The organism is Phenylobacterium sp. (genome assembly GCF_035569475.1).
GTDB lineage: Bacteria > Pseudomonadota > Alphaproteobacteria > Caulobacterales > Caulobacteraceae > Phenylobacterium.
The window spans coordinates 1-23,362 of sequence record NZ_DATMNA010000068.1 but is presented as its reverse complement, the minus strand read 5'-3'; the positions used below and the strand labels follow the sequence as shown (position 1 = coordinate 23,362).

The 23,362-nt window shown below is 69.4% G+C and carries 23 protein-coding genes and 2 tRNA genes; 11 read left to right on the top strand and 14 right to left on the bottom strand.

Going from position 1 to position 23,362, the window contains the following annotated elements:
- Positions 1-145: 145 nt before the first annotated feature.
- Together VNW53_RS10605 and VNW53_RS10600 are read right to left on the bottom strand one after the other, a co-directional pair.
- Positions 146-1,717 carry a TolC family outer membrane protein gene (locus tag VNW53_RS10605; protein WP_325555585.1) on the bottom strand — a complete coding sequence of 524 codons (1,572 nt, stop codon included), beginning with the start codon at positions 1,715-1,717 and terminating at the stop codon, positions 146-148.
- Between the two features lie 144 nt (positions 1,718-1,861).
- Entirely contained in the window at positions 1,862-2,434 is a 573-nt protein-coding gene (locus tag VNW53_RS10600; protein WP_325555584.1) for a protein-L-isoaspartate O-methyltransferase, read from the bottom strand.
- A 118-nt stretch (positions 2,435-2,552) separates the two neighbouring features.
- Here VNW53_RS10600 and VNW53_RS10595 point away from each other — a divergent pair.
- Together VNW53_RS10595 and VNW53_RS10590 are read left to right on the top strand one after the other, a co-directional pair.
- Positions 2,553-2,626: transfer RNA gene (locus VNW53_RS10595), tRNA-Cys, on the top strand.
- Between the two features lie 24 nt (positions 2,627-2,650).
- On the top strand, positions 2,651-4,510 hold the full coding sequence (locus VNW53_RS10590; RefSeq protein WP_325555583.1) for a tetratricopeptide repeat protein: 1,860 nt from the start codon (positions 2,651-2,653) through the stop codon (positions 4,508-4,510).
- Between the two features lie 28 nt (positions 4,511-4,538).
- On the opposite strand, the gene VNW53_RS10585 is transcribed toward VNW53_RS10590, so the two are convergent.
- Positions 4,539-6,578, bottom strand: coding sequence for a prolyl oligopeptidase family serine peptidase (locus VNW53_RS10585; RefSeq protein WP_325555581.1), 2,040 nt, complete (start codon positions 6,576-6,578; stop codon positions 4,539-4,541).
- A 188-nt stretch (positions 6,579-6,766) separates the two neighbouring features.
- On the opposite strand from VNW53_RS10585, the gene VNW53_RS10580 reads away from it, so the two are divergent.
- The 3 genes from VNW53_RS10580 (at position 6,767) to VNW53_RS10570 (ending at position 9,805) form a co-directional block, all read left to right on the top strand.
- Entirely contained in the window at positions 6,767-8,332 is a 1,566-nt protein-coding gene (locus VNW53_RS10580) for a PAS domain S-box protein (RefSeq protein ID WP_325555580.1), read from the top strand.
- Positions 8,292-8,909: a response regulator FixJ gene (gene fixJ, locus VNW53_RS10575; RefSeq protein ID WP_325555579.1), complete on the top strand. Its 618-nt coding sequence runs from the start codon at positions 8,292-8,294 to the stop codon at positions 8,907-8,909. The genes VNW53_RS10580 and fixJ overlap by 41 nt, the downstream gene beginning before the upstream one ends.
- A gap of 86 nt (positions 8,910-8,995) precedes the next feature.
- Entirely contained in the window at positions 8,996-9,805 is an 810-nt protein-coding gene (locus VNW53_RS10570) for a two-component system sensor histidine kinase NtrB (protein ID WP_325555577.1), read from the top strand.
- A gap of 130 nt (positions 9,806-9,935) precedes the next feature.
- On the opposite strand, the gene VNW53_RS10565 is transcribed toward VNW53_RS10570, so the two are convergent.
- The 4 genes from VNW53_RS10565 to VNW53_RS10550 all read right to left on the bottom strand — a co-directional run bounded on the left by VNW53_RS10565 (position 9,936) and on the right by VNW53_RS10550 (position 12,451).
- Positions 9,936-10,652 (bottom strand): response regulator transcription factor, encoded by a 717-nt coding sequence (locus VNW53_RS10565; RefSeq protein ID WP_325555576.1) that lies wholly within the window; start codon positions 10,650-10,652, stop codon positions 9,936-9,938.
- A gap of 4 nt (positions 10,653-10,656) precedes the next feature.
- A complete protein-coding gene (locus VNW53_RS10560; RefSeq protein WP_325555575.1) occupies positions 10,657-11,100 on the bottom strand; it encodes a response regulator in 444 nt (147 codons plus the stop codon).
- A gap of 172 nt (positions 11,101-11,272) precedes the next feature.
- The gene (locus tag VNW53_RS10555) at positions 11,273-11,425 is read right to left on the bottom strand and encodes a hypothetical protein (protein WP_325555574.1); all 153 of its coding nucleotides are present in this window, start codon (positions 11,423-11,425) and stop codon (positions 11,273-11,275) included.
- A 30-nt stretch (positions 11,426-11,455) separates the two neighbouring features.
- On the bottom strand, positions 11,456-12,451 hold the full coding sequence (locus VNW53_RS10550) for a helix-turn-helix transcriptional regulator (RefSeq protein ID WP_325555573.1): 996 nt from the start codon (positions 12,449-12,451) through the stop codon (positions 11,456-11,458).
- A 75-nt stretch (positions 12,452-12,526) separates the two neighbouring features.
- Between VNW53_RS10550 and VNW53_RS10545 the strand changes: the two genes are divergently transcribed.
- Positions 12,527-12,811, top strand: a complete 285-nt coding sequence (locus VNW53_RS10545; protein WP_325555571.1) for a hypothetical protein — start codon at positions 12,527-12,529, stop codon at positions 12,809-12,811.
- Here VNW53_RS10545 and VNW53_RS10540 read toward each other — a convergent pair.
- The gene (locus VNW53_RS10540) at positions 12,808-13,179 is read right to left on the bottom strand and encodes a DUF6285 domain-containing protein (RefSeq protein ID WP_325555569.1); all 372 of its coding nucleotides are present in this window, start codon (positions 13,177-13,179) and stop codon (positions 12,808-12,810) included. The genes VNW53_RS10545 and VNW53_RS10540 overlap by 4 nt on opposite strands.
- Entirely contained in the window at positions 13,176-14,174 is a 999-nt protein-coding gene (locus VNW53_RS10535) for a phosphotransferase family protein (RefSeq protein WP_325555568.1), read from the bottom strand. The genes VNW53_RS10540 and VNW53_RS10535 overlap by 4 nt, the downstream gene beginning before the upstream one ends.
- A gap of 117 nt (positions 14,175-14,291) precedes the next feature.
- On the opposite strand from VNW53_RS10535, the gene VNW53_RS10530 reads away from it, so the two are divergent.
- Both VNW53_RS10530 and VNW53_RS10525 read left to right on the top strand, forming a co-directional pair.
- On the top strand, positions 14,292-15,596 hold the full coding sequence (locus VNW53_RS10530; protein ID WP_325555566.1) for an acyl-CoA dehydrogenase family protein: 1,305 nt from the start codon (positions 14,292-14,294) through the stop codon (positions 15,594-15,596).
- Positions 15,593-15,934, top strand: coding sequence for a gamma-glutamylcyclotransferase family protein (locus tag VNW53_RS10525; RefSeq protein WP_325555565.1), 342 nt, complete (start codon positions 15,593-15,595; stop codon positions 15,932-15,934). The genes VNW53_RS10530 and VNW53_RS10525 overlap by 4 nt, the downstream gene beginning before the upstream one ends.
- Here the strand turns inward: VNW53_RS10525 and VNW53_RS10520 are convergent.
- Positions 15,931-17,343 (bottom strand): Mur ligase family protein, encoded by a 1,413-nt coding sequence (locus tag VNW53_RS10520; protein WP_325555563.1) that lies wholly within the window; start codon positions 17,341-17,343, stop codon positions 15,931-15,933. The two genes, VNW53_RS10525 and VNW53_RS10520, sit on opposite strands and share 4 nt — an antisense overlap.
- 310 nt (positions 17,344-17,653) lie before the next feature.
- On the opposite strand from VNW53_RS10520, the gene VNW53_RS10515 reads away from it, so the two are divergent.
- The 3 genes from VNW53_RS10515 to VNW53_RS10505 all read left to right on the top strand — a co-directional run bounded on the left by VNW53_RS10515 (position 17,654) and on the right by VNW53_RS10505 (position 19,829).
- Positions 17,654-17,729: transfer RNA gene (locus VNW53_RS10515), tRNA-Asn, on the top strand.
- 101 nt (positions 17,730-17,830) lie between these two features.
- Positions 17,831-18,457 carry a methylamine utilization protein gene (locus VNW53_RS10510; RefSeq protein WP_325555562.1) on the top strand — a complete coding sequence of 209 codons (627 nt, stop codon included), beginning with the start codon at positions 17,831-17,833 and terminating at the stop codon, positions 18,455-18,457.
- Between the two features lie 160 nt (positions 18,458-18,617).
- Positions 18,618-19,829, top strand: coding sequence for a hypothetical protein (locus VNW53_RS10505; protein WP_325555561.1), 1,212 nt, complete (start codon positions 18,618-18,620; stop codon positions 19,827-19,829).
- Between the two features lie 30 nt (positions 19,830-19,859).
- Here the strand turns inward: VNW53_RS10505 and VNW53_RS10500 are convergent, their stop codons facing one another.
- The 4 genes from VNW53_RS10500 to VNW53_RS10485 all read right to left on the bottom strand — a co-directional run bounded on the left by VNW53_RS10500 (position 19,860) and on the right by VNW53_RS10485 (position 23,295).
- Positions 19,860-20,621 carry a hypothetical protein gene (locus VNW53_RS10500; RefSeq protein ID WP_325555560.1) on the bottom strand — a complete coding sequence of 254 codons (762 nt, stop codon included), beginning with the start codon at positions 20,619-20,621 and terminating at the stop codon, positions 19,860-19,862.
- Positions 20,622-20,786: 165 nt separating this feature from the next.
- On the bottom strand, positions 20,787-21,917 hold the full coding sequence (locus VNW53_RS10495; protein WP_325555559.1) for a redoxin domain-containing protein: 1,131 nt from the start codon (positions 21,915-21,917) through the stop codon (positions 20,787-20,789).
- Positions 21,918-22,024: 107 nt separating this feature from the next.
- Positions 22,025-22,852 carry an aldo/keto reductase gene (locus tag VNW53_RS10490; protein WP_325555558.1) on the bottom strand — a complete coding sequence of 276 codons (828 nt, stop codon included), beginning with the start codon at positions 22,850-22,852 and terminating at the stop codon, positions 22,025-22,027.
- A 2-nt stretch (positions 22,853-22,854) separates the two neighbouring features.
- Positions 22,855-23,295: a VOC family protein gene (locus tag VNW53_RS10485; RefSeq protein ID WP_325555556.1), complete on the bottom strand. Its 441-nt coding sequence runs from the start codon at positions 23,293-23,295 to the stop codon at positions 22,855-22,857.
- Positions 23,296-23,362: the final 67 nt, after the last annotated feature.

Here is a 23,362-nt window from a genome sequence, read left to right as displayed (position 1 = left end):
CGCCGGATGGAGGCGAGGATCTCCTCCATGGTCGGTTCTTGGGACGTCTGTTCGGACATAGGACCGGGCCGCTAAAGCGAGAGATGAATCCGTGAACGACCAGCGTAGCCCATTTTCAGCCGAAGGGGAGCCGCTTCAAATGCGCCTACCGTTTTGGGGGCGCCGACGGTTGCGCCGAAGGCGGTGAAAGACCAGGTCCGATCGCCGGCTCCGAGGTCATGGCGCGCGTCTGCGGAATCGCCGGGAAGGCCACGGCCCGGTCAACGATGCCGATCGGCTCTTCCCAGGGCACGTAGCCGAGGGCGAAGCGCAGCTTGCGGAAGTTCTTCTTCGAATCGTAGGGCGTCACCGCCGGGATCAGATTCTTGGCTTCCAGGCGGCCCATGGCCGACAGCACACTGGCGGCGGCGACGTATTCGTCGTGGCGGGCGGCCACCGCGGCGAGCTCGTCGTTGCGCAGCTCCTGCTCGGCGTTCAGAACGTCGATCGTGGTGCGCAGGCCCACCTTCTGCTCCTCGCCCGTGCCTTCGGCGGCGATCTTCGCGGCGCGCACCGACTCCTGCGTGGAGTCGATGCTGGCCCGCGCGGCGACGAGCTGGTTCCAGCCCTGGGTCACACTCTGCAGCACCGTACGGCGCTGGGTCTCGATGGTGATCCGGTCGGAGTTGTTGCGCTCCACCTGCTGGCGGATGCGCGAATTGTTCAACCCGCCGGTGAAGAGCGGCACGCTGACCACGGCCGCGCCGGTCATCTCGGTGGTCCATCTTGAGCTGTCAAACGGCGCCACGTTGCCCGTGAACCCATAGGTGGCGCGGAGCGAGACCGTGGGCATGCGCTCGGCGCGCGCGGCGGCCACCCGGGCGCGGCTGGCCTGCTCGGCATATTGCTGCGCGCGCAGCAGCGGACTGAACTTCTCGGCGACGCTGAACGCCTCGTCGGGATTGGTGGGCAGCAGGAAGGCCAGCGAAGGCTCCGGCTCTAACTCGCCGGGGTTCTGGCCGACGACGTTCGCATAGTTGGCGCGGCTGACGGCAAGCTGGGCGATGGAGCTCGACAGCAGGGCCTGGGCGGCGGCGAGGCGCGCCTGCGACTGGGCGACGTCGGTGCGGGTGATCTCGCCGACCTCGAAGCGGGCCTTGGATTCCTCAAGCTGCCTTTGCAGGACGCTGACGTTCTCCTGCCGGATGCGCACGCCTTCCTGGTCGCGTCGCACATCGGCGTAATATTGGATCACCAGCAGCATCACCTGGGCTTCCACCCGGCGCAGGTTCTCGCGGCCCGACAGGATGTCCGCCTCGGCGGCCGAAATGGCCGCCGACGTGCGCCCGCCGGTCCAGAGGGGCTGGGTGAGGTTGAGGCCCACGGTGCCGTTGTTGAGCCGCGAAACCCCCGAGCCCGTCGCGGGCACGAAGGTGTCGGGAATGCCGTCGCCGTTGGTGTCGATCACGGTGCCTCGGGCCGCCTTCGGGGTCCGCGTATCCAGCCAGTAGCTGTCGGCGTTGAAGGTGAGCTGCGGCCGAAAACCGGCGCGGGCTTGCACATAGGTTTCGTCGAGCGCCCGCTGGCCCGCGCGCTGGGCCAGCAGATTGGGGTTGGTCCCGTAGGCGAGCGCGATCGCATCGGCCAGGGTCTCGGCGGAAGCCGAGGCTGCGAATCCGCCGGCCACGCCGGCGGTGAAAATCGCGGCCAAAAGCCGTCCGCGAAGGATCTTCGACATCAGATATCCCCGTAGTGGCGAGCGACTTGTTCTCGTTGGCCGAACTTGTGCAGCCAACGCCCCCGCCGCGTCACCTTAAGCTTTTTTCACCCCGGACTTTGCATCCGTTTGCCTTGTGAAATCACTCGTGGTGAGTTTTGAAGACTATTCGAAGGCGAAACCGTGTTGAGCGGCGAAACCTCGCATGACCGGCGGCGTCGCGTCGAACACCTCCCGGCGGCCGATCCCGTCCTCGGCCCGGACATAGACGCAGGCCTTGCCCACCGGCCCGTCCCGCTCGACGACCCCCAGCCGTCCGCGCAGCGCCAGGGTCGCCGTCCAGCCGGCCGGGGCGCGGCCCACCGCGCCTTCGCAGACGATGACGTCATAGTCCGCGCCCGGGGGTTGCGACAGATCGCCCTCGTCCAGCCGGGTCACCGAAAGGCCGAGGTGCTCGAGCATGGCCGCCGCATAGGGCGCGGCGATCGCCAGCGCGCGCTCGCCCGGCATCGGGCGCACCGCCTGGACCAGCTTGGCCACGTCGCGCGGCTTCAGCAGGCTGCGGCCCGGCGCGTACTCCACCTCGATGTCGGCATAGGCCAGGTAGGCCTTGGCGGGCGGCATGAAGCTGTCGCGCGGCAGGGCGCGCATGGCGTCGTGGATGCGTATGTCGGTGACGTCGGCGGGGCGCACCTGGCTTTCCACCATGTTCAGCCGGGCGGCGGCGAAATCGGCCATACGGTCGTCCTTGAGCGCGCGAGGAATCTTGCCCGGCTTATAGGTCCCCGCCGCCTGACAAGGCAATCGCGCCCGTTGCCCCGCGGCGGGCCTTCTGTTAGCACCGCCCGCTCTAGGCGGCCTGATGGCGGAGTGGTGACGCACCGGACTGCAAATCCGTGAACCCGGGTTCGATTCCCGGTCAGGCCTCCAATCTTCCCTAGCCCGAACCCGCTGATGGATAGTCGCGCGATCTATGCCGATCTGTTGCGGGCCGCGGGCTTGCACCGCGCGGGGCAGTTGGAACCGGCGGAGGCGCTGTATCGGGAGATCCTGGGCCGCGCCCCCGATCACTTCGACACGCTCTGGCACCTCGGAATGCTCCATCACCAGACGGGGCGCCTGCCCTCGGCGATCGGCCTGCTGGAGCGCGCCATCGCGCTGCGGCCGGGCGAGGTCGATCGCCTGGTGATCCTGGGCGCCCTCCTGTTCCAGGCCGACCGCAAGGATGAGGCGCTCGCCATCGCCTCGGACGCGGTCGCCCGGGCGCCTCAGGACGCCGACGCGCGCAACCTCCTGGGCCTGGTCCTGGGCGGGATGGGCGAGCATGACGAGGCCCTCGCCGAACTGCGGCAGGCGGTCGCGATCAACCCCGACTTCACGGACGCCCAGAACAATCTCGCCCTGAACCTGAAGGCCGTCGGCCGTCTCGAAGACGCCGCGGCGGCCTTGCAGACGGCGCTGCGGCTCGACCCGGGCCTGGCTCAGTCGCACAAGAACCTCGGCGACGTACGACGCGACCTCGGGGACCTTCCGGGGGCGCTCGCCAGCTATGACGCCGCGATCCGCCTGCAGCCCGGCTACGAGGACGCCTTGAACGACCGCGGCGTCGCGCTCCTCGACCTGGGTCGGCTCGACGAGGCTCTGCAGGACTTTGAGCGCATCGCCGGTCTCAAGGCCGGCGGGGGATCCGGCCACTACAACGCGGGCCTCGCGCTTTCGAAGCTGAACCGCTTCGAGGACGCCGTCGCGCAGTTCGATCGCGCGATCGCCGCGCGTCCGGACCACGCCGACGCCCACTACAGCCGCGGCGTGGCCCTGGCCGAGCTGGACCGGCCGGAAGCGGCGCGTGAGGCCTTCACCGCGGCGATCTCGCTCCGCGCCTTCTTCCCGGAAGCCCACTTCGCCCGCAGCCTGAACAGTCTGCTGCTCGGCGACCTCGCCGAGGGCTTCGAGGGCTACGAGTGGCGCAAGAGGCTGCCCGATCCCCTGGGCGCCCGCGAGATCTCGGCGCGCGCCCTGGCGCCGGGCGACGACGTGGCCGGCGCGACCGTCTTCCTTCATCCCGAGCAGGGATTGGGGGACATCATCCAGTTCTCCCGCTACGTCCCCATGCTGGAAGCCAGGGGCGCGAAGGTGGTGATGGCCACGCCCGCGTCGCTGCGGCGGCTTATGGCGACGCTCAGCCCCACCGTCGAGATCATCGACGCCGCGAAGCACCCGCTGTTCTTCCGCGCCCACAGTTCGCTGCTCAGCCTGCCGCGGTTCTTCGGCACAACGGCGCAGACGATCCCCGCGCGGACCCCCTACCTCTCCGCCGACCCGGACCTCACCTCCGCCTGGCGACAGCGGCTGCCCGGCGCCGGCAGGGCGCGGGTCGGCCTGGTCTGGAAGTCGAACGTCCGCAACGTCGAACTCGCCAAGCGGTCGATGACCTTCGAGGACATGAGCCGGCTGATAACGCCGGACAGGACCTGGGTCAGCCTGCAGATGGACTGCACGCCCGCTGAGGCCCGCCAGATGGCGGCGCTGCCGAACCTGATCGCCTGCGAGGACCGGATCGCCGACTTCGCGGACACCGCGGCGATCATCGAGAACCTCGACCTGGTCATCACCGTGGACACCAGTGTCGCGCACCTGGCCGGCGCGCTGGGCAAGCCAGTCTGGGTGCTGGTGCAGCACATCGGCGAGTGGCGCTGGTTGCGCAGCGGCACGTCCTCGCCCTGGTACCCGACTGCGCGGGTCTATCGGCAGCCGCGGTTCATGGACTGGCGCGGGGCCCTCGACGACGTGGCCAACGACCTGGCGGCGCTTTGACGGCGCGCCCGGTAGGCGCCGCGGCCGCCTAGTCCATCAGCCGCTGGGCCAGGTAGGTGTATTCAAGCGCCACGCGCATGGCCCGCTCGTTGAGGTTGGCGGACGCGGCGTGCCCGCCGTCGACGTTCTCGTAATAGAGATAGTCGTAGCCGAGTTCTTTCAGCCGGGCCGCGGCCTTTCGGGCGTGCGCCGGGTGGACCCGGTCGTCCTTGGTCGAGGTTTCCAGGAAGACCCTCGGATAGGGCTTGCCGGCGGCCAGGAGCTGATAGGGCGAATAGCTGTCGAGGACCGCCCGCTCCGCCGGGACCGCCGGGTCGCCGTACTCGCCCACCCAGGAGGCGCCGGCGCCGATGTGGGTGTAGCCGATCATATCGAACAGCGGCACCTGGATGACGATGGCGTTGTAAAGCTCCGGGTGCTGGGTCAGGGCCACGCCCATCAGGAGGCCGCCGTTGGAGCCGCCCTCGATGCCGAGCTTCTTCGGGCTGGTGATCCTGCGTGCGATCAGGTCGCGGCTCACCGCGAAGAAGTCCTCGTAGACCCGCATGCGGTTCAGCTTCAGCCCGGCGTTGTGCCAGCGCGGCCCGAACTCGCCGCCGCCGCGGATATTGGCGAGCACATAGACCCCGCCCTTCTCCAGCCAGAGCTTGCCGGCCATGGCGGCGTAGGCCGGCGTCTGGCTGAGCTGGAAGCCGCCGTAGGCGGTGAGCAGGGTCGGCGCCGTCCCGTCGAGCTTCAAGCCTTTGGGCCGCACCACCCAGTAGGGGATCTTGGTCCCGTCCTTCGAGGTCGCCCAGAGCTGCTCGACCACATCCTTGGAGGCGTCGAACCGCGCCGGCGTGGTCTTCAGCATCTGCGCCTTGCCGCTGGCGTCGTCCGCCAGCCACTGGCTGGAGGGCGTCAGGAAGCTGGTCACGTTCGCGATCATGCTGTCGTCGAGATCGGCGGTCGAGGACACCGAGATGGTGGAATCCTTGGGCAGGGCGACCGCCGCGGAGGTCCAGCCCCCGCCGGCGTGGCGGAAGGTCAGGAGCTGGGCCTTGACGTTTTCGTACAGCACGACAGTCAGGCGGTGGCGGGTGCTCGCCACCTCGTCGATCGCCTGGCTGGCGCCGGGTCGCAGGACCAGGGTCCCCTTCAGGTCGCCGGGGTTGGCCTTCACCGCCGCCAGGTCGAAGGCGATCAGGTCGCCTTCCTTGAAGCCCTTCTGCGGCCAGTCCTGCTCCAGCGTGACCACGAGCTGGCCCTCGACATAGGCCTGGATCGTCGCCTTGGTCGGCAGGTCGATCTTCACCCCGCCGGTCGGGGTGATCAGCCGGTGCTCGGAATTGAAGAAGTCGAGCCCGCGCTGGGCCAGCAGGGCGGCCACCGCCCCGCCCGGCTCGCGAAGCACCACCGGGCTTACTGACACGTCGGTCTTCTCGCCGCGATAGACCTCGCGCGCGGCGCCCAGCGGCTGGCCGCGCTTCAGGATCTTCAGGATGTAGGGATAGCTCGACTGGGTGAGATCCCCGGGGGTCCATTCGGTGGCGATGGCCAGGGTGTCCTTGTCGATCCAGGCGACGTTCGCCTTGGCCTCGGGGAGCTGGAAGCCGCCCTCGACGAAGGCGCCGGACTGGGTGTCGAACTCGCGGATCTCGACAGCGTCCTTGCCCCCGTTGGACAGCGAGACCAGGCAATAGCGCTCGGCGGGCTTGAGGCACTGCGCGCCCTTGAACACCCAGTTCCTGCCCTCGGCCTTGGCCAGGGCGTCCACGTCGAGGATCGTCCGCCACTCCGGGGCGGCGGTCCGGTAGCTGGCCAGGGTGGTCGCGCGCCAGACGCCGCGCACGTGGTCGGCGTCCTGCCAGAAGTCCCGCAACGTCCCGTCGTTGGCCAGCGCCACACCGGGAATCCGGTCCTTGGCGGTGGCGATCTTCAGCGCGTCCGCATAGTGGCCGGCGTAGCGGGGGTCGTTCTGCAGTTGCGGCAGGGACCGCGCGTTCTCGGCCCGGGCGAAGGCCAGCGCCTTCGCGCCCTCCGCCTCTTCCATGTAGGCATAGGGGTCCGGGGTCGGGGCCGCGCCCATGAGGAATGCTCCTGCCAAAAGGGCGGCCGCCGCGCGCGCCACTATCATGTCGAAACTCCCCTGACCGGCGCCGATAGAGGGCGATGCGGGCGCGAAGCTCAAGCCCCCATTCGCTCTGCCCGCCCCGAGGCGAGCCCTTAGGTGTTTGCCCTGAATTGATCCGACGTCGGCGAGGCGCAGGATAGGCGATGCTCGAGACGCGGGCCGAAAGTATGGCCATGGACAGGTCGCGGTCCGCCGTCGAGGCGCCGCCCACGGAGGCCGCCGGCTCCCTGCGCCGCTTTTTCCTCGGACAGGCTCTCGCGCTGCTGGCCGCGGTGGCGGCCCTCGGCGCGCACCTGGCCGCCGGCGCGAGCTTCAGCCACTCGGTCTATCTGTTCTGCCTGCCGGCCCTCCTGGCCTGCGCGGCCCTGAGCGGCTTCTCCTCGGCGATGAGCGCGACGGGGATCCTGGCCGTCGGGGCCTTCGTCGCCGACGCCCAGGCGCTGCTGGACCGCCCTGAACGCCTCGGCCGCGTGGCGATCTTCCTGGCCCTGGGCGCGGCCATCGCCGCCCTGGGCGGATGGGCCCGAGCCTCCTTGGCCGACGGCCGCCGCCGGGTGGCGGAGATCGAAGCGCGTGAGGCGATCCTGCGCGCCAGCCTGGACGCGGTGGCCGAGGCCACCGTCATGATCGACGAGGAAGGCGTGGTGATCGGCTTCAGCCGCGCCGCGGAGCTGCTGTTCGGCTGGACGGCCCAGGAGATCGTCGGCCGCGACGTCTCCCTGCTGCTTCCCGACAGCCAGGCGGCGGCCCACGACGGTCATCTGCGCCGTTATGTCGAGACCGGCGAACGGCGGGTTATCGGGTCTTCCCGCCAGGTCGCGGGGCGGCGCAAGGACGGGGCGGAATTCCCCATGGAGTTGCGTATCGGGGAGGCCCGGGTCGGCCGGCGGCGCTGCTTCACCGGCGTGGTCCGCGACCTCTCCACCATGCGCGAGGCCGAGAGGCGATCCGATGAATTGCAGGCCCACCTGACCCAGGTCTGGAGCCTCAACTCCATGGGCGAGATGGCCTCGGTGTTGGCGCATGAACTCAACCAGCCATTGTCCGCCGTGGCCAACTATCTGCGCGCCGCGCGCACCCTGATCGCCCATCTGGAGATCGACGAGGACGACCTCATGGACGCCGTTTCGCGGGCCGGCGACCAGGCCGTCCGGGCGGGTGAAATCATCCGCACCATGCGCGATCTCGCGACGCGAGGTGGCGCCGAACAGAAGCCTGAGAGCCTCGCCGCGATCTTGGCGGAAATCGAATTCATCATAGGGTTAATGGTTAGAGATGCCGGCGCACGGGTATTTTATAATCTCTATAAAGGTTCAGACATAGTTCTTGCTGATCGAATTCAGATTCAACAGCTAATGGTTAACTTGGTGAGAAACGCCATTGATGCAGTCGCCAAGTTCCCGGATCGCGAAATCAAAATCTCAACACGACCCGACGCAGACCGAAAGATGTTGATAACAGTCGAGGATAGCGGGCCTGGCGTAGATATCGCGGTTATGGGTCGAGTCTTTCAACCATTGGCAAGCACCAAGCCCCTCGGAATGGGGCTAGGCCTTTCGATTTGCCGCGCTATAGTCGAGAACCATGGCGGGCGAATCTGGGTCGAATCCAGCCCGCTGGGAGGCGCTGCTTTTAGCTTTTTACTGGCGCGGACGGGTGTGAGCAGTGGTGACGTCGACGGCCAACCGGACCGTATTCGTCGTCGATGACGACGACGCCGCGCTGGACTCGCTTGTCATGCTGCTGAGGTCCGATGGACTCAACCCTAGCGGGTTTTCTTCCGCCCTGGAGTTCCTCGACGTCCTGACCCCCGACGCCCTCGGCTGCATCGTCAGCGACGTCCGCATGCCCGGCATGGACGGCGTCGAGCTGGTCAAGACCCTGAAGCAGCGCCAGTGCCTGCTGCCCGTCATCCTGATCACCGGACACGCCGACGTCACGGTGGCGGTCCAGGCGATGAAAGCCGGGGCCTCGGAGTTCGTCCAGAAGCCCTTCGAGAGCGAACTCATCCTGCGCCTGGTCCGCTCCGCCCTGGAGGAGAACGAGGAGGCCGTGGACGCCAGTTCGCGGCGCACCCGGGTGCTGCGCCGGATCGAGAGCCTCACCGCCCGCGAGCGCCAGGTGCTCGACATGATCATGGAGGGCGCGAGCAACAAGGCGATCGCGTCGGGGCTCACCATCAGCCCGCGCACGGTGGAGATCTATCGCGCCAACGTAATGTCGAAGATGCGGGCCGACAGCCTCTCCGAGCTGATCCGCATGACGCTGGCCAGCGGCGCGGCCTGACACACCCAGTCGCTCGATAGGGGTTTGTACCTAAGTATTGGCGCCGGAGTGCAAATGCGGCGCGAATATGTTTGATTCGCGACAGGATGAGCCGCACCGTTACAGCATTGCAGGGGGCCTCGGCCCGCCTGCCGGCCAACGAGGGCCACGCCGCGGGCGAGGCCCTGGCCGCCGAGCGGCTGGACGCCATCCACCGCAATTCCGGCGCCCTCATCCACGACTTCAACAACCTGCTGGGCGTGATCCTCAGCGCCAACGAGCGGCTGGCCGCCGAGCTGCCCGAGGGTAGCGAGGCGCAGGCGATCGCGCGCCTGGCCCTGGAGGCCGCCGAGCGGGGCGCGGAGCTGCTTCGCCGCACCCTGGCGCTCGGCCGCGGCGAGGCGGAAGCGCCGGAGGCCGTCGACGGCGCCGCCGTGCTGGACACCGTGCGGCGCCTCGCCCGCCAAGCCATCGCTCCCAACATCCGCCTGAAGGTGTCCCTGCCCAGCGCCCCGCTGGATTGCCTGGGCGACCGCACCGGCCTGGAAATGGCGCTGCTGAACCTCTGCCTCAACGCCGGCCAGGCGACCCCCGCCGGCGGCGGCGTCTTCGTCTTCGCCCACGACGTGCGGCTGAGCGGATCGGATGCGCGGTTGGCCGGCGTCACGCCCGGCGACTACGTGGCCTTCACGGTGCGCGACACCGGCGCGGGCATGTCGCCCGAAACCCTGGCGCGCGCCACGGACCCGCTCTTCACCACCAAGGCGACCGGCACCGGCCTCGGCCTCAGCGCCGTGGTCGACTTCGCCGCCGGCGCCGGCGGGGCGCTGTCGCTCTGGTCGCGCGAAGGCCAGGGCACGACGGCGACCCTCTACCTGCCCGCCGCCCTTCCCGGCCACAGCGCCGTCGCGGCGTAGGCCGCTTACCGCTTCCATTCAAACCTATGGCGAAGCCTCCTCTCCGCTTGCCCGGAGAAGGAAAACGGGCACAGAAAAAGGCCGGCCGCTTCACAGCGGCCGGCCCGTTTGGCGGCGATGATCTCGGGCGTCAGGCGGCGAGCGCCTGGCGCTCCTCGACCTGGCGTTCGTCGGAGGTGTCGCGCAGCATGTAGCCGCCGCCCCAGACGGTCTCGATCTGGTTGCCGCCGCCGGCGGCCGCGGCCAGCTTCTTGCGCAGCTTGCAGATGAACACGTCGATGATCTTCACCTCCGGCTCCCGCAGGCCGTTGTAGAGGTGATTGAGGCACATCTCCTTGGTCAGGACGGAGTTCTTCCGCAGGGAGAGCAGCTCCAGCACCTTGTACTCGCTGGGCGTCAGGTGAACCGGCGCGCCGCTGACCTCGGCGGAGCGGGTGTCGAGGTTGAGCGCGATATTGCCGGTGCGGATGATCGATTCCGAGTGGCCCCGCGAACGGCGCACCACCGCGTTGATCCGCGCGGCCAGCTCGGCCTTGTGGAATGGCTTGGTGATGAAATCGTCGGCCCCGCCGGACAGCGCCTTGACCTTGGTCTCGATATCGCCGGACGCGGTCAGGATGATCACCGGCGTACGGATCTTCTTGGCGCGGACCGCGCGCAGCACGTCCAGGCCTTCCATATCGGACAGGTCGAGGTCGAGCAGCATCAGGTCGTAGTCGTAGACGCTGGCCAGTTCGACGGCGTCCTCGCCCAGGTCGGTCGTGAACACATTGTGTCCCTCAGCCACGAGCTTCAGCTCGATGCTCTTGGCCGCAACCGGATTGTCTTCCACCAGAAGAATATGCATCTATTCAGCTCCCATGCCCAGCTAAGTGATTGGAATTGTTGACGAGAAGTCGCCCCGCAAGCGCCAGGATCTGCGACATGCGAAAGGGTTTGGCGAGGACCTCATCGGCCCCCAGGTGCTTGGCCCAGCTCAGGTAGTCGCGCCGCCCGCCCGGACCCGCGCCGGATATGGCGATGATCTTCGGGGGCCGCGGCCGGCGCTTGATCTGCAGGATGGCGCCGATGCCCTCCATCTCGGGCATGACGATGTCGGTGACCACCAGGTCGGGCCGGTAGCTGTCCAGCGCCAGGAGGCCCTTGCGGCCGTTCTCGGCAGTGCGCGTGATGTAGCCGGCGGCGGCGAACGCCTGGGCCATCAGGCCCAGCAACGCCTGGTCGTCATCGATCAGCAGGACCCTGCCGCTCGTGCGGCAATCGGCATCCTGCGGGACGAGGCGAAGGGCGGGCATTGCGGCGGGCCTCAGCAATTGACTTATGGTTAATGCTTTTAACCATGCTGATTCGCGCGAATCACCCTGAGGTGACTACCTACGGGGTTTCCCGTATGGGTAGAGCCCGTAGAATCCCCTAGTCGAACCTACGGAGCCGGCGGCGCCGGCTCCTCGACTATTCTCTGTAAATTCAGGCTTTTTCCCGCCAGATGGCCAGGGCCAGTCGCGGCCGGACGAGGAACAGCGCGGCCCACACGACGAGCACGGCGAGGCGCTTCAAACCCCGGCGGCGGGGCCGGATCTGGGTTTCATACAACTGAGCGTAGTCCGAAACGACGGTCATGAGCCTCTCCTCCTGGCGACGAGGAAAGGTCTAGGAGGCCGCCACGACAGTTCCGGACGCATGGGCGCGGCGGGCGATTTCGATCTGTTCGGCGAGCGTGGCCTTCAGCACCGGCGGCGTCAGCACCTGCACCTTGTCGCCCCAGGTGAAGAGGTGCCAGGCCAGCTCCAGCATGCCGCTGGCCCGAAAGCGGACGATCACCGAGCCGTCGGCCTGCGCCTCCACAGCCTGGTTGGCGTGGAAACGCCAGCGCAGCGCATCCTCCGCGCCCGCCGGGCTCACCCGCAGCGCCACGTCCTCGGTGTCGTCGTGGAAGATCCCGAAGCTCTCGTCGGCGTAGTCCTGCAGGGAGAAGCCTTCCGGCCGCGCCGCGGTGCGCCCGGTCACCTCCACGTCGCCGATCCGGTCGAGCCGCCAGTTGCGCGGCCCCTGCCCCTCGTCGGCCACCAGATAGTTGGAGCGCCCGAACAACAGGCCGAAGGGCGTCACCTCGCGCACCCGCCCGGGCGTCGCCCCGCCCTCGTAGCGGAACCTCAGGCGCCGCATGGAGAGCAGGCCCTCGCGTATGGCCGCCAGCACGGTCTCGTCCTCGAAGGGCCGCGGCCCAGCCTGGACGGCGATGGTCTCGGCCTGCAGCAGGGCCTCCAGGTCCGGGGCGAGCTTGCGCCGGGCCGCTGCGCGGGTCGCCGACAACACCTTGTGCTCCAGGGACCTCAGCGCCGCCGCCCGCGCGCTCGCCCCCTGCTGGGCGAAGACCTCGGCCGCCGCGGCCAGCGCCGCCAGCTCCTGGGCGGTCGGCGCCTGGAAGAGGCCGTCGAGGCCCGCGGGAATCCGGAAGCGCCGGGTCGGCGGGTCGTCGACCTCCTCCAGTTGCGGAAAGACGTCGCGCACCGCGTCCCGCATCCGCTCGGCCGTGCGCCGGCCGACGCCCAGCCGCTCGGCCATCTCGTCGAGGGTCAAGCCCTCGGAGGTCGCCGCCAGCATCCGCGCGAGATCCAGCAGCCGGCTGGCCTTTTCGTGTCGCATCTCAAGGTACGTCCGATTCTGTCGTTGCGACCGATCAGACCTGAACGCGTTGAAACCCGCAACGGAGTTCAGGACATGGCCTACCGCACCTTCCGTCCCCGCCTCGCCGCCCGCCCGATCGAGACGCCGGCCTTCGAACGGCCCGCCCTGCCGGGCTCCGTGGTCGACGCCGTGCTGCGCTTCCACGACGAGGAGCAGGACCAGGGCTCCGGCCGAACGCTCCTGCGCCTCAGCGAAAAGCGCCTACGCGCGCCGGAGGTGAAGAAGGCGCTGGGCAAGCTCACCCGCCGGGCCGCCAATGTCGCCATCCTGTGGAACGACGACGAAGGCCAGATCATCCGCGTGCTGGAGGCGGCCTAAGGGTCCGCCGGCGGCGACCCCTCGTGCCGGTAGTTGGGCTGGTCGATGGCCAGTTGGTCGAGGACATTGGCCTTCAGGGCGGCGAGCAGGCCGGGGGTCTGCGCGGTCATCTCGCCGGCCCGCAGGCGTCGACAGAGGTCGGCGTTGAGCTCCTCGAACCCGCCGCGGTAGTCCAGCAGCACCGTCAGTCGCTCGACGGCGGCCGCCTCCGCCGCCGGCCCCAGGGCCAGCTCGCGGCCGATCACCCCCAGCACATTGGCCGAAACCCGCGCCAGGAAGGCGTTGCGCGGGTCGAGGTCCGGACGCAGGTGGTCGATCCAGCGGGCCACCGCCGTGATCAGCTCCTGGGCCCTGGGATGGGTGATCACAGGCCCGCCTCCAGGAGGTTCACCAGGTCGATCTCGGTTTCCGAAACCCGGCGGCCGATCATCGGGCGCTCCACCGAGGCCTCCAGGCCGCCGGCCCAGCTCTGGTACATCATCAGGCACATGACGCCCCACTTCAGCGACCCCAGGGCCTGCCAGGTCCGCAGGCGCTTCAACGAGACCGGAGTCCCGCCCGCCGCTTCGTGCCCCTCCAGCAGGTCGGCGTAGTCGCCGAAGCCGCCCACCGGGCGGTCCGGGCGACCGAAGCGCCAGGAGTTGACGCAGATCCAGCCCAGGTCCTCGGCCGGGTCGCCGATGTGCGACAGCTCCCAGTCGAGCACGGCGGCCACGCCTTCGGCCGGCGAGATCATCAGGTTGCCGTTCCGGAAATCGCCGTGCAGCAGCACCAGGGGCGCGGGCTCCGGCGCATGGGCCTTCAGATGCTGGAAGGCCAGCTCCAGCACCGGCCGTTCGGCGCCGGACGAGCGGTAGATTTCCTCGTAGCGGCTGAGCTCGCCAAGGAAGTCGGCGCTCTTCAGGCCGGCCTGCGGCGGCGGCGGCGTCGCGTGGATCTGGGCCAGGATCTCGCCGCACTGGCGGGCGAGCTTCGGACGAACCGCGTCGAACCGCGCGTCGGCGACGATGCGGCGCCCCAGGGTCTCACCGGCGATCCGCTGGGTGACGTGGCATTCGCCCAGGCCGTCCTCGTCGTCGCATAGATGCACCAGCGGCGGAGCCGGCGCGCCCGCGCCCCGCACCGCGCTGATCAGCGCGGCTTCCCCCGCCAGGCTGACGGAGCGCGAGGAATCGGGATCGAACGGCGCCGAGCGCCGGCGCAGGATCAGGTCGCGGCGCGGCGCGCCCGGGGCCTCGACCGCGAAGGCCCAGGTTTCCATGCTCGCCCCGCCGGACAGGCGTTCGGCCGCGGCCAGCACCGCGCCCTCGCCTCCCAGCCGCTGGGCCAGCCGCGGCAGGGCGGCCAGCACATCCACGCTCATGATCCGACCAAATCCCCGACTTTGTCCGATTTCGCCCGATCAGGGGGGCGTTCCGGCGGCTTGTAAATGGCTGACTTGGGCTAAGCTCGATCCAAAGAACAGACCCAGGATCCCGCCATGGACTTCGACCTGCCCCCCGAACTCGTCGCCTATCTGGCCGAGCTCGACGCCTTCATCGAAGCCGAGATCAAGCCGCTGGAGCTTGCGGACGACAATATCCGCTACTTCGACCACCGGCGCGAGTACGAACGCACCGACTGGGAGCGGGGCGGCCTGCCGAAGAAGGAGTGGGAGGAGCTGCTGGGCGAGGCCCGCCGCCGCGCCGACGCCGCCGGCCACCTGCGCTTCGGCTGGCCCAAGGAGCTCGGCGGCAAGGGCGGCACCCAGCTCGAGCTGGCGGTGATCCGCGAGCACCTGGCCGCCAAGGGGCTCGGCCTGCACAACGACCTGCAGAACGAGCACTCCATCGTCGGCAACAACCCCTTCATCCTGATGTTCAAGGAATTCGCCACCAACGCCCAGTACGAGCGCGACGCCGACAAGCTCCTGGCCGGCAAGCTGCGCACCGGCTTCGGCCTCACCGAGCCGGACCACGGCTCCGACGCCACCTTCATGGAGACGACCGCCGTGCGCCAGGACAAGGACGGCCAGCCCGGCTGGCTGATCCGCGGCGAAAAGATGTGGACCACCGGCATGCACGTGGCGACCCACGTCATGGTCTTCGCCCGCACGTCGGGCAAGGACGGCGACGCCAACGGCATCACCTGCTTCATCGTCCCGGCCGACACCCCCGGCGTGAAGATCGAGGAATACCTCTGGACCTTCAACATGCCGACCGACCACCCGCGAGTCAGCTTCACCGACGTCTGGATCCCGGAGGACAGCTACTGGGGCCAGATCGACCAGGGCCTTCGGCTCGGCCAGAGCTTCGTGCACCAGAACCGCATCCGCCAGGCGGCCTCGTCGCTGGGCGCGGCGGTCTATTGCATCGAAGAGAGCGTGAAGTACGCACGGCAGCGCAAGCCGTTCGGCAAGGCGCTGGCCGAGAACCAGGCCATCCAGTGGCCGCTGGTCGAACTCTCCACCCAGGCCGAGATGCTGCGACTGCTGATCCGCAAAACCGCCTGGCAGATGGACCGGATGGAGCACAAGGAAATCGAGCGGCAGATCTCCGACAAGGTCTCCATGTGTAACTATTGGGCCAACCGGCTGGTCTGCGAGGCCGCCGACCGGGCCATGCAGGTGCACGGCGGCATCGGCTATTCGCGGCATAAGCCCTTCGAGCACATCTATCGCCACCACCGCCGCTACCGGATCACCGAGGGCTCGGAGGAGATCCAGATCCGCAAGGTCGCGGCCTACCTGTTCGGCTACGCCGGGCCGAAACGGCGAGCCTTCGCCGAACAGGGGATCGAGGCGTGAGCCTGGGGCCGGAGCATCGGCTGGCCGTCTACGGCACGCTGGCGCCCGGCCGATCGAACCATCATCAGTTGGCGGGGCTGGCTGGAGACTGGACCCATGGCGTGGTTCGCGGCGAACGCCTGGCGGCCGGCTGGGGCGCCGGCGTCGGCTATCCCGGCCTGCGGCTCGATCCGCAAGGCGCCGAAGTGGCCGTGCAGGTCTTCACATCGCCCGACCTGCCGGCGCACTGGGCGCGGCTGGACGCCTTCGAGGGCGCCGACTATCGGCGGGCCCTGGCCCGGGTCCAGGGCGCGGACGGCGGCGAGGTCGAGGCCTTCATCTACGTCATCGCCAGCTAGGCCGCGGCCTGGCCGCCGTAGAGGCGGTCGAAGACCGGCGGCAGGGCGTCCGGCAGGCCAAGCAGCGGCCCCGACGACAGCAGCAGCACCACCTCGTCGCCCTTGAGGCCGCTAAGCGCGCGGATCGCCTCGTCCGCCGACCGCACGCCCTCGACGGCCACGCCGGTGGCGGCGGTGCGGGCCAGGATGTCCTCGAAGCTCGACTGGCGGTGCGTGGCCGCGCCATGGGTCGGCGGCGGGGCGATCAGCACCCGCGCGGCGCCCCGGAAGACGGTGTCGTACCAGGCGAGCGCATCTGTGCTGCGCCAGGAAAAGGTGTGGGGCTCGAAGACCACCGTCAGCGGGCGGTGCGGATAGTGCAGCAGCAGGGCCTCGATCGCCGAACGGGCCTTCTCGTAGGATGAGCCGAAACCCTCGATCACCGGTACGGCGGAGCGCGTGGTCAGCCGGTCCAGCCGCCGGCGGATGCCCGCGAAGCTGGCCACCGCCGCCTGCAGGGCGGCCTCGCCCACCAGGCCGCGCTCCAGAAGATAGGCTGCGACGCCGACCACGTTCTCGATGTTGTGCGCGCCCAGCAGGCTGGTGGTGATGGCGATCCGTCCGCCATCGGGACGCACCAGGGCAAAACGGCTCGTGTCGCCGAACACCACCTCGTCGGCCCACCAGCCTTCGCAGCGGCCGGTGTCGTACCAGACGATCCGGCTGGCGGCCTCGCCCGCGATGGCGCGGATCGCCGGATGCTCGCGGGCGACCAGCAGCCCGTCGAGCGGGATCAGGCGCAGCAGCTCGCGGAACGGCGCCTCATATTCAGCGAAGGTCGGGAAGACGTTGACGTGGTCGTGGACCAGCGAGGTCAGCAGCACGTCGCGCGGGTGGTAGAGCAGGAACTTCGAGCGGCGGTCCGTCGGCCCCACGATATATTCGTCGCCTTCCAGCACCACCTGCGGCGCGCGCCCCCAGTGGCCGGTGTCCGGCAGGGAGGGCGAAATGGCGCCCACCATCCAGCCCGCGTCGCAGCCCGATTCGCGCAGGATGTGGGCCATCAGGGCCGCGCAGGTGGACTTGCCGAAGGAGCCGGCCACCACGGTGTTGGCGCGGCCCTCCGTGGCCTGGCCCACCAGCTCCGGAAAGCTGGTGACCGCGACGCCGCGCGCGCGGGCGGCGACCACCTCGGGATTATCCTCGCCCCCCAGCTTGGCGCTGGCGCCCAGCACCAGAACGTCGAGGCCGGCCGGCAGGTTGGCGGCGTCGAAGCGGCGATAGAAGGGAAAGCCCAGCCCCTCGACATAGGTCGACATGGGCGGGAAGACGTCCTCGTCCGAACCGGTGACCTGATGGCCGGCCTCGCGCATCATCAGGGCCGCGGCGCTCATACCGGCTCCGGCGACGCCGGTGAAGTGGATGCGCATCTTCGGCGCTTCCTTTCGATTCGTTCGGCCCCTGCCCGACCACGACTAGCCCACCTGCGCGCCGGCTCCAATCCGGGCGCGTCGCCGCATCCCCTTTCGGAGGCCTTGCGGCCGCAGAAGGTCGTTAACCCGCCCTTAACCACGCGAGTCCAACCTCCGAGCGTCTTCCTTGAAGACACCCCACCAACACCGACTTTTCATAGCCCGGCGCTCGCGTCGGGCTCTTTTTTCAGATGCGGCCCTTCGCGGCGCCCGCCCGGCTTGCGCCGGATCGGCAGCCAACGTATACCCCCGCCCCTCGACGGCCTGATCCCGGATAGCTCAGCTGGTAGAGCAGTCGGCTGTTAACCGACTTGTCGCAGGTTCGAGTCCTGCTCCGGGAGCCATCGAGACCCTTCCTGAATTCCGTGCCGGCGGTCGAGCCGGCTACCGGTCCCGGCCCCACGCTTAACGCGCATTTTACACCGCGCCCTCCTAGATTGCAGCCATGCGCAGCCTGGCGATTCTGCTGACTCTCCTGGCCGCCGGCCCCGCGTCGGCGGGGAGCCTGTCGATCGCCCTGCGCACGCCGGCCGGCAAGCCGGTAGCCAACGCCGTGGTGACCGTGCGCCCGCAGGACTATGCGGGCCGCGGCCCGATCCGGTTCCCCTGGCCCTACACCATGGCCCAGCGGGGCATGCAGTTCGAACCCTTCGTGCTGATCGTGCCGGTGGGCGCGGAGGTCGCCTTCCCCAACGCCGATCCCTTCAAGCACCACGTCTTCTCGTTCTCGCCGGCCAAGACCTTCGAACTCAAGCTCTACGGCCGCGAAGCGACCCGGGTGGTGAAGTTCGACAAGGCGGGGATCGTGACCCTCGGCTGCAACATCCACGACAACATGATCGCCTACGTCGACGTGGTGGACACGCCCTTCGTGGCCAAGACCTCCGAGACCGGCGAGGCCCAGATCGACGACCTGCCGCCGGGCCCGGCCCATGTGGCGATCTGGCACTCCAGCCTGCGCGCGCCGCACGAACAGGTGTCCAGCGACCTGGCGATCCCCGCCTCCGGGACGGCGCGGCTGGCGACCACGCTCGACCTGCGCGCCACGGCGCTCCGCCGCGGCGGGTATTGAGCGTCCGCGGCCGCACGACCACCGGCCCCTGACGGGTTTCGAAGACCCACGAAACTTTCGATAAAGAAACCGGCGATATATTGGCCCCTTGATGACCGGGGGACTCTCGAGGCGGACAAGTCGAGCGGCGGACATGTCGAAGTCTGCACTTGTCCTCGTCATGCCGATTATCTTGGCGTCGGCGCTGCCGAATCCGGCCTGCGCCCAGTCGGGGATCCTTTCGCCGGACACCGTCCACGGGCTCGCAGAAGCCGAAGTCTCGGCCGGCCGCACCGAACGGTCCTGGCTCGACGGGGGCTTCGGCAAGACGGCGGCGTCGCGGGACGGCGTCGCGTTCAACCAGGCCGCGATCGAGTGGCGCCCGAGCTTCAACTTCGCCGTCGGCGCCGTGGTCAGCGCGCTCTATCAGCCGAAGGTCTCACCGAGCCTCGATATCGGCGAGGCCTACCTCAAGCTCAAGGCGCCGCCGATGGCTCTGGGCCGGATTTCCGCGCGGGTCGGCGCCTTCTATCCGCCGGTGTCGCTGGAGCACGAGGGCGTCGCCTGGACGACCCCGGACATGCTGAGCGGCTCGGCGCTCAACACCTGGGTCGGCGAGGAGGTGAAGGTCACCGGCGTCGAGGCCAGCCTGGCGCGGGCTTTCGGAAGCCAGGAGATCAGGGCCACGGCCGCCGTGTTCGGCTGGGGCGACACCGCCGGCGCCCTGCTGACCTTCCGTGGCTGGGCGATCGACGGGGTCCGCGCCGGCCTGGGCGCGAAATTCCCCCTGCCGCCGCTGTCGGCCTTCGCCGCCGATTTCCAGCCGGCCGTCACCCTGCCCGTCCTCGAGCTGGACCACCGCGGCGGCTACTACCTGCAGCTCGAATGGCGGCCGCCGGCGCCGGTCAGCGTCGACGTCTTCCACTACGACAACGGGGGCGACCGCACCGCCGAGGACGCCAACAACCAATGGGCCTGGCGGACCACCTTCACCGAGATCGGCGCGCGCTGGGAGCCCAGCGAAACCCTGCGGCTCCAGGCGCAGGCGATGACCGGCAACACCCAGATGGGATATGTGACGGCGGGCGGCCGCTGGTTCGACGTGGACTTCCGCTCCGCCTACCTCCTCGCCCGCCGGCAAGTGGGCGAGGATGCGCTGAGCCTTCGCCTGGACGGGTTCAAGACCGTCGACCGCACCTTCGTGGATGTCGACAACAACAGCGAGACTGGCTGGGCGGCCACCGCGGCCTGGCGTCATCGGCTGGGCCCGCACGTCGACCTCATCGCCGAGGCCAAGCGCATAGACAGCACCCGCCCGGCCCGCGTCCTGGCGGGGCAGGCGCCCCGGCAGGCGGAGTCGCGGCTGGAAACGGCCGTCCGCCTGAGCTTCTAGACGGCGGCAGAGCGCTGAACCGGGAAGCGGCTAGCCCCGCCGCGAGGCCGTGCGCGAGGTGGCGACGATCCAGGCGGCCGAGCTCAGGGTCACCGCCACGAACAACAGGGTGAGCTCCGTCCGATCGCCCGGCTTGGCGGCCACGCGCGGCAGATGCACCAGCGCGACGAAGGCGGTCATCATCAGGGCCTCGATCGCCGCGGCCCAGCGCGGGCGGAACCCGGCGAGGAGGGCCAGGCCCGTCAGGGCGTGGATCGCCCCGGTCAGGTAGGCGAGGTCCAGCCGCATCGGCAGCCAGGCCGGGACCATCGCGGCGGTGAAGCGTGCGAACAGGAAGTGCGAGGCGCCGAACACCAGGCAGCAAAGCCCGAACAGGCGCGTCTCCAGGGTCGTGGTCCGGCCCGGTCCGCCCATCAGCTCGCGGCGGGCCAGGAAGCCGCCCAGCGCCATGGCCGAGCACTCGGCGATCGCCAGCCAGCCCGGCAGGTCGGCGGGCTTGGCGAACATCCGGGGCAGGTGCAGGCCCAGGACCCACAGGCCGATGAACCCGGCGGCGACGCCCGCGCCCAGCGCGCGGGTGCGGCGCATGGCCATCAGGATCCCGCCGGCCAGCAGGACCAGGCCCGAGCCTGCCCCGAGCGCGGCGTGATGCGGCCAGGACGCCGGGACCGGCTCCCACTGCAGGACCGTGTCCTGATAGATCAGCGACAGCGCGCCCAGGCCGCTGAGCCCCGCCGCCATGCCGATCGCCGCGAAGGTCGCGTAGCCCGCGCCCCGGCTGCGTGACGCCATTGATTCCTCCCCGTCCGTCCAACGGCCAAGCCTCGCCCGATCCGGCGGCAAGGGCTAGCGGCTCCCCCCGGCAGGATGGAGGAATTTGCGATGAACCGGCGGCCGCGCGCGCTCGGCCTGCGCCGCCGGCGCGCACTATCGCCCTGTAGCGCGCTCCGAGCCCGGCTAGCGGACGCGTCCGGTTCGCCGCGTCTGGCGGCTTTCGCGCAGGTCCGGCGAGACCTTGCTGAGGTTCTGCCGCCGCAGCCGCGCACCCTCGTCGTCGTAGAGGAAGGGTACGAAGACGAACCGCTCGCCCTTGGTCACCGGCGTCGCCTCGTGCAGCAGGCCGCAGCCGAAGACCGTCGCGCCGCCGACCGGCGGGCGGTAGGTCCGCGGCCCGAACTCCGGGAAGCACAGCTCCCCACCCTCGTAGCCGTCGTTGAGGTTGAGCGAGACGGCGAACTTGCGGTGCGCCGTGCCGGCGGTGGCGTCGTCGCGGTGGCGCGAGAAGAAGCCGAGCTCCTCCTCGCCATAGCGGCAGATCAGGTAGCGTTCGATGTGCTGCGCCTGCCAGCCGAACGCGCGCTTCACCATGGGAAACAGCCGGTCCTTCAGCCGCGCCCGGAGTGCGTCAAGCACGGCCTCGTCCTCGATGGTGACGTCGCTGCGTCGCTTCATGAAGGTGTCGACGTGCTGGACGGTCTGGCCCCCGATGTCCCGGGCGAAACCCGAGGCGGTCGCGCCGCCGGCCCGATAGTAGGCGATCAGCGCCTCGCAAAGCTCCGGCTCGAGGATGCGCGGCAGGGTCAGGACCGGCGCATATTGCGTCTCGGCCCGCGCCGGCGCATCGGCCAGTTCCTGCGCCAGCCGGTCGAGCACCACGCCCGTCGCTTCGATCGGCGCGCTCATGGCGATGCGGAAGGCCGGGTCGATCAGGAACAGGCAAGGCGTCAGGTTGGCCTCGTCGGCAACGCCATAGAGCCGGCTGACCGCCAGGTCGAAGTCCCAGAAGAAGCGGACGCCTGGATCGGAGTTGCGCAGGCCCCGCTCCGCGCGGTCGGCCGGATCGACGCTGACCCCGAAAAGGGCCGCATCGGCGCCGTTGAACAGGGCCCGCCGCTCCAGCGCAAGAGCCAGGCCCTCGGCCGGCGCCGGCAGGCCCGTGGTCCCGAAGAACATCAGCACGATCCAGCGGCCGGCGACGACGTCCAGGCTGTAGCGCTCGACGCCGTCGATGGCTGCGGCGAAAAAGGGCGCGGGTTCGCCGACCTGCGGAATCTTCGCCGGCCGAACGGAACCGGAAGCGCGGACCATGCACGGCCTCCAAACGGGTGAGTCGCCAGCCCCCAAATATCAGAGACTCGCCCCTCGCGCCGATGTCGCGAGCGTGTCGGGCCGAAACCTCCCCGACAGGTTGGAGCTCAGCCGAAGGCGGTGGGGTCGGGCCCGATGCGCCCGCCCGGATTGTCGAGCGCGGCGATCGCGGCCAGGTCCTCGGCGTCGAGGGCGAAATCGAAGACGTCGAGGTTCTGGACGATGCGCGACGGCGTCGCCGATTTCGGGATGACGATCAGGCCCATGTCCAGGTGCCAGCGGATGATCGCCTGGGCCGGGCTCTTGCCGTGCTTGGCGGCGATCTTCCCGATGGTCGGATCGGCGAGCAGGCCGCCCTGCCCCAGCGGGCTCCAGGACTCCGTCGCGATCCCGTGGGCCGCGTGGAAAGCGCGCAGCTCCGGCTGCTGGAACCGCGGGTGCAATTCGATCTGGTTCACCGCCGGCGTGACGCCGGTTTCGCCCACGATCCGTTCCAGGTGCTCGACGGCGAAGTTGGAGACCCCGATCGACCGGGCCCGGCCTTCGCGCTGCAGCCGGACCAGCGCGCGCCAGGATTCCAGATAGCGGTCCTTCGACGGCGCCGGCCAGTGGATCAGGTAGAGGTCAACGCTCTCCAGGCCCAGCCGCGCCAGGCTCGCGTCGAAGGCCGCCATCGTCTGGTCGAAGCCCTGGAAATCGTTCCACAGCTTGGTGGTGACGAACACCTCCTCGCGGGCCACGCCGGAGCGGCGCAGGCCTTCGCCGACCCCGGCCTCGTTGCGGTAGATCATCGCCGTATCGACGTGCCGGTAGCCGGCCTCGAGCGCCGTGCGGACCAGGTCGGCGGTCTGGTCGGCGGGGGTCTGCCAGACGCCCAGCCCCAACTGCGGCATGGAATGGCTGTCGTTGAGGGCGACGTGAAGCTGCTCGGCCATGCCTACCAGGCCCCCACGTTGGGCATGGAGGTCCAGGGCTCGGCCGGCGCCAACGCGGGGCCCGCCTGCAGGAGTTCGATGGAGATGTTGTCCGGCGAGCGGACGAAGGCCATTCGCCCGTCGCGCGGCGGCCGGCTGATGACCACGCCCTTGTCCTTCAGGCGCTGGCAGGTCGCGTAGATGTCGTCGACCGCATAGGCCAGGTGGCCGAAGTTGCGGCCGCCCTCGTAGGCCTCCGGGTCCCAATTGTAGGTGAGTTCGACCATCGGGGCCTTGTTGGCCTTGGCCTCGGCCTCGTCGCCCGGGGCGCAGAGGAAGACCAGGGTGAAACGGCCCGCGGGATTCTCCGTGCGCGAGGACTCCACGAGGCCCAGCTTGTCGCAGTAGAATTCCAGCGAAGCGTCGAGGTCGGTCACCCGGACCATGGTGTGGAGGTACTTCACGGGGGATTATCCTTTTACTTAGTAAGTTCGTGCGACACGTGGTCACGCGGCGTCGACCGCGCTCACG